Source organism: Nonomuraea sp. JJY05, from assembly GCF_043496855.1.
Lineage (GTDB): Bacteria > Actinomycetota > Actinomycetes > Streptosporangiales > Streptosporangiaceae > Nonomuraea.
This window is the reverse complement of the sequence record NZ_JBIEIS010000017.1, coordinates 32,778-46,752: the sequence shown is the minus strand read 5'-3', so window position 1 is coordinate 46,752 and position 13,975 is coordinate 32,778. Positions and strand designations below refer to the sequence as shown.

Below are 13,975 nucleotides of genomic sequence, written 5' to 3'. Positions count from 1 at the left end.
GTTTAGGATGCACCCTAATGCCACGAGGGGGAGGTTTTACCACCATGGGTTCCCGTATGTCGAGTATCGCGCGCCTGACCGGGGCGGCGGCAGCGGCTGGTGTAGTGGCCGCGGCCATCGCGCTGCCCGCGGTCGGAGGCACCGGAGCGATGTTCGTCTCGGCATCTGAGGACCTGGGCCTCAAAGCGCGGGACCTCAAGGAGCCGCCCCTCGCGGAGAAGACGACGGTGCTCGACGTCAAGGGCAAGCCGATCGCGACGTTCTACGAGGAGTACCGCGAGAACGTCAAGCTCGACGACATCGCCGAGATCATGAAGACGGCCATCATCTCGATCGAGGACTACCGCTTCTACGAGCACGGCCCGATCGACATCGAGGGCACCATCCGCGCCCTGGCCAAGAACCTCACCTCGGGCGGCATCGCCCAGGGAGGCTCGTCCATCACCCAGCAGTACGTCAAGCAGGTGCTGCTCAACTCGGCCAGCACCACCAAGGAGAAGAACGCGGCCCTCGAGGCCAGCTACGCCCGCAAGCTCAACGAGCTGCGGTACGCGATGGCGATCGAGGAGAAGTACACCAAGAACGAGATCCTCGAGAAATACCTGAACATCGCGTACTTCGGCGCCCGGGCCTACGGCATCGAGGCGGCCGCCAAGCGCTTCTTCGGAGTGAAGGCCGCCGACCTGACCCTGCCCCAGGCCGCCACCTTGGCCGGCGCCGTGCAGGACCCGCTCCAGACCGACCCCAGCCGCGGCAAGGAGTTCAAGGAGCGGCTGCTGTCCCGGCGCAACGTCGTGCTCGACCGGATGGCCGAGCTGAAGAAGATCACGCCGGAGCAGGCCACCGAGGCCAAGGCCACCAAGCTCGGCTACAAGGGCACCCCGCTGCCGGGCGGCTGCGAGGCCAGCGACTACCCGTACTTCTGCATGTACGTCCGCAACGAGATCCTCAGCAACTCGGACTTCGGCAAGACGAAGAAGGCCAGGACCCAGTTCCTCAACCGGGGCGGCCTGACCATCCAGACCACGATCGACCCGAAGATGCAGAAGGCCGCCGAGCAGGCCATCAAGAAGCACGTGCACGCCTCCGACAACCCGGTCGCCTCCGAGGCGCTCGTCCAGCCGGGCACGGGCGCGATCAAGGCCATGGCCGCCAGCCGCAAGTACGGCACCAACAAGCGCAAGAACGAGATGTCCTACAACCTCGTCGCCAACGCGGTGCACGGCGGCGGCACCGGCTTCCAGGCGGGCTCGACGTTCAAGACGTTCACCCTGCTCACCGCCCTCAAGCAGGGCATGAAGATCAATGACGGGATCTCGGTGGGCAGCGGCTACCGCGCCCCCGCCTACTGGTCGTTCAAGAACTGCAAGGGCCAGAACATGGGCGAGCCCAGCTTCACCGTCACCAACGCCGAGGGCGGCGGCGGTGGCTTCAAGTCGCTGGCCACCGGCACCTGGGGCTCGGTCAACACCTTCTTCATGGCGCTGGAGCAGAAGGTGGGCCTGTGCAACGTGGTCAAGACGGCCAAGTCACTGGGCATCGAGCGCTCCGACGGGCTGCCCCTGCAGGAGTACGAGACGTTCACGCTCGGCATCAACGAGATGGACCCGGTGACCGTGGCCAACGCGTACGCCGCGATCGGCGCGCGCGGCAAATACTGCGAGCCGATGGCCATCTCCTCGATCAAGGACCGTGACGGCAAGGTCACGAACTACAAGCCCAAGTGCAAGCAGGCGCTCGACCCGGAGGTCGCCGACGCCGCCTCCAGCATCCTTTCCGGCGTGTTCACCAAGGGCACGATGAAGGGCGTCGGCGGCATCGGCCGGCCGGCCGCCGGCAAGACCGGCACCACGGACGAGCAGTCCACCGCCTGGTTCGCCGGGTTCACCCCCGACCTCGCGGGAGCGGTCAGCATCGGCGACCCGCGCGGCGCGGTGACGCACAAGCTGAACAACATCACCATCGGCGGCCGATACTACAGCTCGGTCTTCGGGGCCTCCATCCCCGGGCCGATCTGGAAGGACACCATGCTGTCCGCGCTCAAGGGCATCCCGGCGACGGACTTCACCCCGGTGAACACCGCGCGCTTCGGCGGCTGCGGGTCGAGCTGCCAGCCCCAGCAGCCGGTGCGCCCCCAGCCGGACGACACGGACGGCGGACTCGACGAGGCGCAGATCGGCACAACGGTGACCCAATGACCGGATACGGCGAAAACAGACACGCAAATATTGCGTGATCAACGTTCGGCACAAAAACAACTGTCGGTTAACAGGGCCTCTAGCTGAGCAAATTCGGAGTGCGTCCGTACAGTGGGACGCACTCCCAGCAAAGGCCCTATTAACAGCGACGAAACATTGGTAACGTGGGAGCGCTCCCAGGATCTTTTCCGCGAGGTGCTCCATGACCGAGCAGCCCACACTGGCACAGGTGGCGGCCGCTGCAGGGGTTTCCCCCGCGACCGCATCTCGAGTCCTCACGGGCTCGGTGCGGGTCAGTACCTCGACCCGCCGGCAAGTCTACGACGCCGTGTCCCGAATGGGATACGTCCGCCAACGAGCCCCCCGGGGAACGGCCGCCAAGACCATGGCCGACGGCGTCACGGTGGTGATCTGCGACCACCTCCCACGCCTGTTCTCCGAGCCCTACTACGCACGTCTCCTGTCCGCCGCAGGAGCCGTGATCGCCGAACACGGCACCCACCTCATGGTGACCACTGTCACGCCCACGTCGTCCGTACTGCCCGTGTTGTCCGGTGCGGTGCTGATCGTGGGCGCGCGTGAGCGCCATCCGCTGGCGATCAAGTTGTCCACCTCGGGCGTCCCGGTCCGCAACATCGGCCGCCCGCCACACGACCTCAAACTCCCGTACGCCGACGTGGACAACCTCGACGGCGGCCGCCAGGCGGCGGAGCACTTCCTGTTATCCGGCCGCCGAAACGTCGCCGCCATCGGCGGGCCACCGTCCTTACCCGGCGCGCGCGACCGATTAGAGGGCCTGGTACGCACCCTGCAGGCGGCCGGCGCGCCCGACGTGCCCGTGGCCTACGGGGACTTCACCGCGGCCTCCGGCACCCACGCCATGCAGTGGCTGTTACGCCACGCCCCAGGTCTGGACGCCGTCTTCGTCGCCTCGGACCTGATGGCGGCAGGCGCGATCCAGGCACTGCGCAGGGCCGGGCGCAAGGTGCCGGCGGACGTGGCGGTGATCGGGTTCGACGACGCCCCGGTCGCCAGGCACACCGTCCCGGCTCTGACCACCATCCGCCAGCCCGTCGAGGAGCTCGCCACCGTCGCCACCCGGCTGCTCCTGACGGGGGCCGCGGGGATCGACCCCGTACTCCCTACGGAACTGGTCGTCCGTGAGTCGGCTTGAGCCGGGGGACATACTGGCCCGCAGGTATCTGTTGCTGGATCCGCTGGCCCGCGGGGGCATGTCGGTCATCTGGCGTGCCTTCGACCAGTCGCTGCACCGGATGATCGCCGTCAAGGTGCTCACCGCCTCACTTCATGCCGGCGGCTGCGAGCGCATCAGCGCCCGCAGCGAGGCGCGCGCCGCCGCCCGGTTCATCCATCCCGACTCCATCGACATCTACGACTACGGCGAGACCGTCACCACGAACGGCGGTGTCGCCGCCTACGTGGTGATGCCGCTGCTCGACGGCACGCCGCTGGCCGAGCGCATCGAGCAGGGGCCGCTGCCGTGGACCGAGGCCGCGGCCATCGCGCTTCGGCTGGCCCGGGTCCTGATGGCCGGGCACGCCCGCGGCCTGGTCCACAGGGACGTCACGGCCGAGAACGTGCTGCTCACCGCCGACGGGCCCAAGCTGCTCGACTTCGGCATCGCGGCCTGGGCCGGTGACCCCGACGACGACCGCGGCACCCCTCCCTACGTCGCCCCCGAACGGCTGCTCGGCGCGCCGACCCATCCCGCGGTCGACGTGTACGCCCTCGGCGTGCTGCTGCACGCCATGCTCACCGGGCGAACGCCGTACCCAGAGACGACGTGGGAGGAGATCGAGGCGGCGCGCAGGACGTATCCCCCGCCGCGCGTCGCCGGCGTGCCGTACTCCGTGGCCTCGCTCTGCCAGCGCTGCCTGGCGGACCGGCCGGAACGGCGGCCGACCGCGGCCGAGATCGTCTCGGCGCTCACCTCCGCGCTCGGTGCGGCGAGCCTCGGGCGGCACGTGAGACGCGGCCTCACGGTCGCCGGTTCGGCGGCCGTCGCGCTCTCGGCCCTGCTGTGGTTCCAGCAGACGGGGCTCCAGCAGCAGCAACAACCGCCACAGCAGCCGCTGCCGGAGGTGGCGGTCAAGACGTCGCCGACCGCCAGGCTGATCGAGAGCACGCCGGCCACGGCGAGCACCATCGAGCAGGCCGTGAACGGCTTCAATACGGTGCTGGAGGCCAGGACGCCGTGCGGCGCGACCGACGCCGACGTGGTGCTGGACCTCAAACAGGTGCTGCACGCCGCGGTGGGACCGCACGGCCCGTCGGTGTCGCGGACGGACAACCTGCGGCAGAAGCTGTCCGACCGCTTCGGCGAGGGACGCCTCGCGCCCGCCTGCCTGAGCGAGCTGCAGGCCAGGCTGGACGACATCGACGCCGCGCTGGACCGGGATTGAGGAGGGGTACGGCAGCACCCGCCGTACCCCTCTAAGACGCGGTCCGTACCCCTCGCAAAGCACGCCGCGTGCCACATCCCCTGATGGGAGCGCTCCCAGCGTAGCGCCTGCACCGGCTACGACCAAGATCGAATGAAACTTTCACGGCCCGTTGTCGAGGTCGTGCGGCGCGTGATTCAATGCGCAGGCCGGGCGGGCTGCTCGTGGGGCAGGTTTCCTCAGTCGTCAGCGCAAGGGAATCCCCATGAGGTTATTCAAGTCGGCGGCGATCACCGCCGTCATGGTTCTGATCACGACTGTCTTGATGGTGCCCACGCAGGCACTGGCGCACGGGGTGTCGATGTTCCCCGGCGCGAGGACGTTCCTGTGCTGGCAGGACGGCCTGCGGGAGAACGGCCAGATCATCCCCTACAACCCCGCGTGCGCGGCGGCCGTCTCGCAGAGCGGCACGACCCCGCTGTACAACTGGTTCGCGGTGCTGCGCTCCGACGGCGCCGGCCGTACCTCCGGATTCATCCCCGACGGGCAGCTGTGCAGCGGCGGCACCGGCGGCCCCTACGACTTCTCGGCCTACAACGCGGTGCGCAGCGACTGGCCGCTGACGCACCTGACCGCAGGCGCGACCATCCAGATGCGGCACAGCAACTGGGCCAAGCACCCCGGCGCCTTCAACTACTACATCACCAAGAACGGCTGGAACCCCAACGGGCCGCTGAAGTGGTCCGACCTGGAGCCGTTCGGCAGCGTCACCAACCCGCCCGACACCGGCCCCGCCGGCGCGCTCAACTACTACTACTGGAACGCCCAGCTCCCGTCCGGCAAGACCGGCCGGCACATCATCTACACGCACTGGGTCCGCGCCGACAGCAACGAGAACTTCTACAGCTGCTCCGACGTCGTCTTCGACGGCGGCAAGGGTGAGGTCACCGGCGTCGGCCCGGGCCAGAGCACACCCACCGCCACCCCGACCGTGACCCCGACCGTGACGCCCACGGCCAACCCGGGCGCCTGCACCGCCACCTGGAAGGCCACCGACACCGGCTGGGCCGGCCACTTCCAGGGCGAGGTGACCGTGAAGAACACGAGCACCTCCTCGATCAACGGCTGGACCGTCAAGTGGACCTACTCCGGCGGCCAGGGCTTCGACGGCTCGCCATGGAACGGCGTGCTGTCCGGGCAGCCGCCCAACGTGGTGGTCAAGAACGCCAACTACAACGGGCAACTCGCGCCGAACGCGACCACCACGTTCGGCTTCAACGCCACCGGTTCGATCCCCAACCCGGCCCCGGCCCTGACCTGCACCAGCCCGTGATCAAGTCACGTCGCGGGCTTGCCGCGGCACTCGTCACCCTGGCCGGCCTGACCCTGGCCGGGGTGATGTTTTTCGCCGCCCGCCAGCCGTCGTCCCAGCTGAACCAGGAGCTCGCCGCCCAGGTGACGCTCATCCTCGAGCAGTCCTCGCCCGACGAGCACCACGCGCACGGGCACGACTTCGACTCGCGCGTCGTGTGCGCCGTGGAGCCCTTCGGGTTCGATCCGCCCGACGCCACCTCCCTCGTCCAGGTGCAGTGGGTGTACGCGCACCACATGTGCGCGGTCACCGGGGCGGGCACCGACTGGGCCACCTCCGTACGGGCCGCGGGCCCGATCGCGGTGCGCGTCGGCATCCCTCCCCTGATCAGGGTGCCGGAGCCGGGCGTGGGCTATCCCGACCGCGTCAAGCGGCTCATCCCGGCCCGCTACCACGAGGCCGCCTTCGCCGAGTTCCAGGACGAATCCGCCATCGACGCCGCCCGCCAACGCTTCGCGGAGGCCGTGAAAAGCCAAGCCAAGTAAGCTCCGGCGCCTGGTCTTGGCGAGGAAGCGCCGTTGCCTGGACTGAGGAGCGCAGGGAGCGTAGCGACCGGAGCGACGAGGGAAGGCGACGGCTCGGAGCGACCGAGCCCGCCTCTGCGGAGCAGAGGCCATAGACACGCTCGGAGCGACCGAGCCCGCCTCTGCGGAGCAGAGGCCATAGACACGGACGCGGCCGGCTGGAGGTACCGGCCGCGTCCGTCCCATCCGGGCGGGATGGTGTCGTTAGGCAGGGTGGATGTTTCGCCTCACCTCCTCATACGCAGCGATACGACGGGCGGTTCAGTTGGCACATGTGTAGCCCGACGGCACGGACGTGTTGCCGCTCGGCCGGCTCGCCTGCACCCCGAAGCTCGTGCTCGCGTTGGGCGCCAGCGTGCCGTTGTAGCTCAGGTTTTTGGCCGTCACGGTCTGGCCGCTGACCGTCACCGCGGCGTTCCAGGAGCCGGTGAGCGTGTGGCCGGCCGGCAGCGTGAAGGTCACCGTCCAGCTCGACTTGGTGGAGGTGCCGGTGTTGGTCACGGTCACGGGCTGCACGACGTACCCGGTGCCCCACTGGCTCTGCACGGTGCCGGTGGCCGTGCAGCCGCCGCCGGTGCCGCCGCCGCTGAGCGTGGTGAACGACGCCGTCGGCGACGCGGCGGACTGGTTGCCGGCCGCGTCCCTGGCCTTGACGTACACCTGGTACGTGGTCGCCGGCGACAGCCCGGTCAGCGTGATCGAGTTCGTCGCGGTCGAGCCGAGCGAGGTCCCGGTCGAGGTGTAGACGTCGTAGCCGGTCACGCCCACGTTGTCCGTGGAGGCCGTCCAGGACAGGTTCGCCCCCGACGAGGTGATGCCGGACGCCGACGGGGTGCCGGGCGTGCTCGGCGGGGTCGGGTCGGTGGTGCCGCCGCCGTAGATCGAGGCCTGCCTGGAGGTGGCGGCGATGCCGTTGGCGCCGTTGAACAGCCGCCGGCCCCAATCCGTGAGCTGGGTGACGTCGAAGTTGGTGACCTGGTCGAGGTATTCGACGCCGCCGCCGTTGCCGCTCCACGACCAGCCCAGGTAGCCGAGGCCGCGGCTCACGGCCTGGGCCATGATCGTGTCCTCGTCCGGGTTGCCGTCGGAGTGGTTGAAGCCGAACTCGCCGACGATCAGCGGCAGCTCCGCGGTCTTGAACGCGTCCATGTACGCGTTGATCTCCGCGGCCGTGTCGAAGACGCCGTACATGTGGATGGAGAAGATCGTGTTCTTGGCCGGGTCGCTGTCGAAGACCGCCCGCGCGTTGTCGCGCATGCCGAACTGCCAGTCCTGACCCCAGTTGGGCGCGTCCACCATCAGCGCGTGCTGGAAGCCGTTGCTGCGCAGCTTCTGGATCGCGGCCGTGGTCGCGGCGGCCCAGCCCGGGGTGACGGCGTTGTTGCCGATCGGCTCGTTGCCGATGTTGACGATGACGTAGTCCTCCTGGCCCACCAGGGCGGACTTGACGCTGATCCAGTAGTTGGCGGCCTGGTCGAGGGTATAGGCGCCGCTCTGCTCGCCGTAGCCGGTGGTGTCGTGGTTCTCCAGCACGCAGATGAGCTTGTTCTGCTTGCAGAGGGAGACGACGTTGGCCACGTCGGAGACGCTGTTGGCAGTCCAGCGGCCGCCGCTCAGCACGACCCGGACGGTGTTGGCCTTCAGCGACTTGATGTCCGCGAACGCCTTGGTCTGCGACGCGTACCACGTGTGCGCGTGGCTGGTGCCGCGCATGACGAAATCCTGGCCGTTGGCCTCGACGATCTTCGCACCGCTCACGTGAATGCCGACGGCTGCGTTCGCGGGGGCGACGGGGGCGACGAAGAAGGCGAGAAGGCAGGCCAGCGCGGTGATCAGTGATCTCATGTGCTGCCTTTCACTGAGCTGTGGAACCGCCCCCGCCGCTACTGCGGCGGGGGCGGGGTCTTTCACTCAGGCGGGAGTGCAGGTGATGGGGTCGGGGACGGTGGGTGTGCCGTTGGCGATGAAACCGAACGTGGCGGAGGCGCCCGGGGCGAGCGCCCCGTTGTACGCCTCGTTCTTGACGGTGACGCCGGACCCCGACTGGGTGTGCCTGCCGCCCCAGAGCTGGGTGATCTGGTTCGCCGACGTCCAGGCGACCGTCCATCCGGTGGTCGCCGAGGTGCCGTTGTTCTTCACCGTCACCTCGGCCTGGAAGGCGCCGCCCCACGAGCTCGTCACCTTGTACGTCGCCCCGCACCCGCCGGTGGGCATCGGCGTCGTGTTCGTCGTGGTGAACGCGGTGCCGTCGGACGACGCCGAGGCGTTGCCGGCCGCGTCCCGCGCCACCACGGAGGCGGTGTAGGAGGTGTTCGGGGTGAGCCCGCTCAGGCTGAAGGACGCGCTCGTGGCCGTGCCCACCTTTTGGGACCCCAGGTAGACGTCATAGCCGCTCACGCCCACGTTGTCCGTGGAGGCGGTCCAGCTCAGCTTCGCCGTCGAGCCCGTGATCTCGGAGACCGCGGGCTTGCCCGGCTTGCTGGGAGCTGTCGTGTCCTGCTCCTCCGGACCCGGGGGCTCACCCCAGATCTTGGTCGCGCCGCTGTAGAGAGTGATGTTCCCGGTGCGCACCGGCGTCGCGCCGGGCGTGGTGGGGATGTTCCGGTACGACCAGTCGTTCGCCGGGTCCCACGTGCCCGCGCTGGCGATCCTGAACTGCACCTCCCTGCGGTGCTGCGACTGCCCGGCCGGGGCGATGGCCTGCCCGGAGCAGTCGATGTTCACGTAGTACGTGGTGCCACTCGTCTGGTGCAGCGTGGGCGCCTTGCACTGCGTGTAGGCCGACGACACGGTGATCTGCGAGGCCGTCGTCGTGCCGTCGAGCGTGAAGTAGTAGCGGAACGAGCCGTCGGACAGGACCCTGGCGGGCCAGGCCGACTGGTTGCGGACGATGGCCTTGATCTCCGTGAAGTTGGTGCCCGAGGCGTTCACGCCCGCCTCGACGAAGAGCTCGGGACCGTCCGGGGTCTCCGCCACCGGGAAGTTCGCCGCGGGCGCGCCGCCGTACTCCTTGTAGAGCCGGGCCAAGGCGCTGGTGAAGCCGGCGTTGTAGTCGGTGGCGACCTCGTTCATGACGTAGTCGTCGCGCTTGTCGGTGTAGGCGTCGTTCGGGTCGGGCGGTCCGCCGACGAGCGCGCCGTACAGGGTGTGGCGGGTCTGCTCGGGGTTGGTGATCTGGTCGGTCCACGAGCCGTGCGCCGTGCGGTGGTGCGGGTTCTTGGGCGGGTTGGCGCCGAACCCGATCAGGTACGAGGAGTTGCGCGGGTTGTCACCGAGCGCGTAGTTGATCTGCCGCACCGCGAAGTCGTGGTAGCGGGCCTTGCGAGTGGCGTCGGTGATGGTGTCGCTGTGCACGAAGGCCGCGAACGAGGTGTTGGCCGCGTACCGCAGCGAGCCCCACCGGTCGAGCACGGCCTGGCCGCCCGGCGAGTACGCCACCTTCGCGCCGTTCACGCCGACCGTCCACCAGTCGAGCCAGCGGTTGGCGTCGTCCAGGTAGCGCTGCTTGCCGGTCAGCTTGTACAGCAGCACGTACGCGCCGTACGACTTGTCGTCCCACGCGATCGTCCACTTGTACGACTTGGTGGTGGTCTGCGGCTCGTTGCCGAGGTTGTCGTACCCGGTCTCGGCCTTGGCCAGGTAGGAGGCGTCGTTCGTGGCCCGGTAGAGCCAGATCGCGCCCCACACCAGCTCGTCGTTGTAGCCGCTCCACGAGTTGTAGTAGCCCTGCGCGTCGGTGATGCAGTCGGTGTACTTCTTCCTGACGGTGTCGGCGAAGGAGTACAGCTGCTTGGCGTGCGCCAGCAGCGTGTCAGCATAAGTCGGATTTGTCGGGCGGAAGACGATCGAGGAGGCGGCCATCGCCGCCGCCGTCTCGCCCGCCAGGTCCGACCCGCCGCAGGACGCGTCGATCTTGTACGCGGGCCGCGTCATCTGCATGGCCTCGGCCGGGCCCCACCAGGCGTGGTCCGTGCCGCCGTTGCCGACCTGGCCGTAGAGCACGTTCGCCGACGGGTGGGCCTTGATGAAGTAGTCGTTGACGAACTTGAGGTTGTTGAGCAGGTGCGTGAGCTGGCCGGAGTTCGCGTACGCGTCGCGGTACTCGACCGCGCCCCAGGCCAGCATGGTCGTGGAGAACGCCATCGGGAAGCCGAACTTGACGTGGTCGCCCGCGTCGTACCAGCCGCCCGTGAGGTCCACGCCGACGTCCTTGCCGTCGTTCATGCCGGAGTCGCCGCGCCAGCCGACGCGGTTCCAGCTCGGCAGGTCGCCCGACTGCTGGGCCTCGTAGAACCACAGCGCCTTCTGCAGCGCCTCACCGTACGCGAACGCCGGTGCGGCGGCGTGGGCCGCCGGCCCCGCCCCCATCGAAATGAGGGGCAGGACCAGCGACGCCACGGCGATCAGTGCTTTTCTCACGGGAAGAGCCGCCCGTACTCGGCCAGGGCGACGGCGACGTCCACCTGCGCCCAGAAACGGTGGTAGTTGAAGACCGGCGCGGGGCCCGTGCCCTTCAGGAAGGCGTCGACCTTCGGCCAGTCGGGGTCGTTCTTGTAGAAGGACCTGATCGAGATGAACGTCGAGCTGGAGTTGACCGTGTCGCCGTTGGGCATCTTGCCGCTCCAGCCGGACGGCACGTAGACCGGGTCGTCCACGCGGTTGTAGTCGGTCTTGGTCTCGGGGACCGACACGCCCTTGGCGTCACGGTTCTTCCACACGCCGTCGAGCAGTGCCTTGGCCATGTTCTTGGCCGCCGTGTTGTTCGCCTTGGCCGCGTAGTACATGAGCGCCTTGGCGTACGCGCCGGCCACGCCCACGTCGTTCGTGTAGTCGGCGATCGTCACGTGCAGGCCGGGGTTGGCCGGAGGCATCCCGGAGGGGGCGCTGAAGTCACCGACGGGCTGACCGGTCCACCGCAGCGTGGACGGGACCTGGTACGTGCCGTCCGCGTTGATCGTGGTGTTGGCCATCGCCCAGGCGACCCACTTGTCGAGCACCGCCTTGGCGTCGGTGTTGCCCGAGGCGTAGTACAGCTCGGCCACCCGCTCCATCGTCCACGCCTGGAAGCCGAACCACTGGTTCGACGGCGGGTCGTGGTAGACGGGCTGCCAGTCGTAGGTCAGGCCGTGGAACTTCGGCAGGCCGCTCGGCGGAGAGGCGTAGTGACCCTCCCAGCTGTTGGTCGCGCCACCGGCGATGGCGCCCTCGGCCGACTGCAGCCAGCCGTAGAACTGCAGCTGCCGGGTGAGGCTGGTGCTCCAGTCGGCCACGCCGGTGCTGCTCTTGGGCTTCAGCTCGGTCACGTTCGCCAGCGCCCAGGCCGCGAGCGGGTTCTGGTAGCCGGAGTGGTTGTGGCTGGAGCCGATGCGCCATGCCCAGCCGGCGCTGGTGTCGGTCGCGCCGCCCCAGGCGTAGTACCAGCTCATCAGGTAGTTGGAGGCGTCCTTGCCGGTGCCGGCCGCGCACTGCGGGCTCGTGCAGCCGGGCTTCTTGAAGTACTTGTCGTACATCGCGTAGCGCAGGTAGTCGCCCATCTTCGCGGCCTTGGCGACCGAACCGGAGATCTGCGACTCCTTGCCCTGCGCCTTGGCCCACGTCTGCGCCCAGTACGCGGCCTGCACGGCGCGCGCGTCGGCGTCGGGGGCGTTGGTGTACCTCCACTGCTTGGCGTAGGAGCTGTCCTTGATGAACAGGTCCAGGAACCCGTTGGGGCCGCCGTGCTTGAAGGTGTCGCAGGACGGCTGCGGGATCGTCTCGAAGACCGACTCCTCCGGGCCGCGCTGGTAGGTGTTGATGTAGGCGGGCTTGGTGGTGCCGTCGCCGCAGCGGCCGAAGCCGTAGGTGTTGTCGACGTCGAGCAGCCAGTGCATGCCGTAGATGTCGCGGGTGCCGTACGCGCTCTGCAGCTCGTTCGCGATCGGGTCGACGCCGGGCGTGACGCCGGAGTCGAGCGCGGTCGGGTAGTTGCTGATCTGGTTCCACTCCGGCGCGTACGTGGCCGGCTTGTTCGGCGTGTAGAAGGAGTTCGTCGGCTGGTCGGCCGTGGCCGGGATGATGTACTTCTCCATCGAGGCCCACGCGTTGTTGAACTTCGACCAGTCGCCGGTGACCTGCCCGTAGACCGCCTCCAGCCACAGGTAGTAGCTGTAGGCCTCGGACGTGGTCTCGTGCCCGTGGTCCGGTGCCTCGACCATGAACGTCTCGACCGAGTGGTACGGCACGCCCTCGGGCGAGAAGTAGCCGTTGGCCGGGTCGTGGAGCTCGTTGTACATCTCGACGAAGCGCTGGACGTAGGGGTTGTTGCCGCCGACGTCGTCGTCCGCCTCGCTGGCGGTGACGTCGACCGCGGTGTAGCCGGTGGCGCTCACCCGGAACACGCCGTTGCCGGCGGTGGTGTCGCTGTCGTTGGCCGCCGCGAGCGTGACGTTCTGCGCCGTGTTCCAGTTGGCCGGCGTGAAGATCAGGCTGGCGCCGCTCGAGACGGTCAGGTCGGTGTCACCGCTGGTGCGTGACGTGGTGACGGTCACGTTGGCCGAGGGCGCCTGCGACAGCTTCACGCTGAAGCTCGCGGTCCCCGCCTCCGGCACGGACAGGCTCGTCGGGCTCACCACGAGCGCGGGACCCGTGTTCGGGGAGACCGTGATCCCGACCGGCGCCGAGGTGGTGGTCAGGCCGCCGTTGTCGGTGGCCCGCGCGGTGATCGAGTAGCTGCCGGCCGCCACGTTCGTCCAGCTGTAGCTGTACGGCGCCGAGGTGTCGGTGCCCAGCAGCGTGGAGCCCTGGTAGAAGTCGACCTTCGAGACCGTGCCGTCGGAGTCGGACGCGTTCGCCGCGATCGGCACGGTGGCCGGGGCGGTGAACGTCTGCCCCGGCGTCGGTGAGGTCAGCGCCACCGTGGGCGCGACGTTGGAGCCGCCGCAGGTGACCCCGTTCACGGTGAACGTGGTCGGGCTCGGGTTGCTGCCGGTCCAGCTGCCGTTGAAGCCGATGGACACGGACGCGCCGGTGCCCAGGCTGCCGTTGTAGGACATGTTGGTGCCCGTGACGCGCGTGCCCGACTGGCTCCAGTTGGCGCCCCAGCCCGTCGGGGTGTACTTCTGACCCGTGGTCGGGAAGTCGAAGCCCAGGTTCCACGACGTGATGGGGTCACCGGTGTTCTTCAACGTGATGCTCGCGGTGAAACCGCCCTGGCCGGGGCTGCTCGTCCACGAGTTGGCCGTGTACGTCACGTCGCACGCCACGGCCGCCTGCGCGGGTCCGGCCGACACGGCCGAGGTCACACCCGCCACAAGGACAAGGGTCGCGGCCACCGCCAGCCGCCGCGATAAGCGGGAGAGAAGGGAAGGAGGTCTGTACTTCACGGGGTCTCCATGGGAGTAGAGGAGTGGGAGCGCTCCCAAACGGGATTGTGGGTGCCCCAACGCGTATGTCAACGGAATGGCGGTTCGGTAACCCCCGTGTTTCCTCTCACCAGGGTGC

At 68.7% G+C, this 13,975-nt stretch carries 8 protein-coding genes; 5 read left to right on the top strand and 3 right to left on the bottom strand.

Annotation, left to right across the window (positions count from 1 at the left end):
* Positions 1–56 precede the first annotated feature (56 nt).
* The 5 genes from ACFKCF_RS26790 (at position 57) to ACFKCF_RS26770 (ending at position 6,457) form a co-directional block, all read left to right on the top strand.
* Positions 57–2,198, top strand: coding sequence for a transglycosylase domain-containing protein (locus ACFKCF_RS26790; protein WP_394497712.1), 2,142 nt, complete (start codon positions 57–59; stop codon positions 2,196–2,198).
* 202 nt (positions 2,199–2,400) lie between these two features.
* Positions 2,401–3,372: a LacI family DNA-binding transcriptional regulator gene (locus ACFKCF_RS26785; protein ID WP_394497710.1), complete on the top strand. Its 972-nt coding sequence runs from the start codon at positions 2,401–2,403 to the stop codon at positions 3,370–3,372.
* A complete protein-coding gene (locus ACFKCF_RS26780; RefSeq protein WP_394497709.1) occupies positions 3,359–4,621 on the top strand; it encodes a serine/threonine-protein kinase in 1,263 nt (420 codons plus the stop codon). Before ACFKCF_RS26785 ends, ACFKCF_RS26780 begins: the two co-directional genes overlap by 14 nt.
* Positions 4,622–4,865: 244 nt before the next feature.
* Positions 4,866–5,933 (top strand): lytic polysaccharide monooxygenase, encoded by a 1,068-nt coding sequence (locus ACFKCF_RS26775; protein ID WP_394497707.1) that lies wholly within the window; start codon positions 4,866–4,868, stop codon positions 5,931–5,933.
* Entirely contained in the window at positions 5,930–6,457 is a 528-nt protein-coding gene (locus ACFKCF_RS26770) for a hypothetical protein (RefSeq protein WP_394497705.1), read from the top strand. The genes ACFKCF_RS26775 and ACFKCF_RS26770 overlap by 4 nt, the downstream gene beginning before the upstream one ends.
* 300 nt (positions 6,458–6,757) lie before the next feature.
* Here the strand turns inward: ACFKCF_RS26770 and ACFKCF_RS26765 are convergent, their stop codons facing one another.
* From ACFKCF_RS26765 to ACFKCF_RS26755, 3 genes are all read right to left on the bottom strand, one after another.
* Positions 6,758–8,341, bottom strand: a complete 1,584-nt coding sequence (locus tag ACFKCF_RS26765) for a cellulase family glycosylhydrolase (protein ID WP_394497704.1) — start codon at positions 8,339–8,341, stop codon at positions 6,758–6,760.
* Between the two features lie 66 nt (positions 8,342–8,407).
* Entirely contained in the window at positions 8,408–10,969 is a 2,562-nt protein-coding gene (locus ACFKCF_RS26760; protein ID WP_394497987.1) for a glycoside hydrolase family 9 protein, read from the bottom strand.
* A complete protein-coding gene (locus ACFKCF_RS26755) occupies positions 10,912–13,785 on the bottom strand; it encodes a glycoside hydrolase family 48 protein (RefSeq protein ID WP_394497702.1) in 2,874 nt (957 codons plus the stop codon). Before ACFKCF_RS26755 ends, ACFKCF_RS26760 begins: the two co-directional genes overlap by 58 nt.
* Between the last annotated feature and the right edge of the window lie 190 nt (positions 13,786–13,975).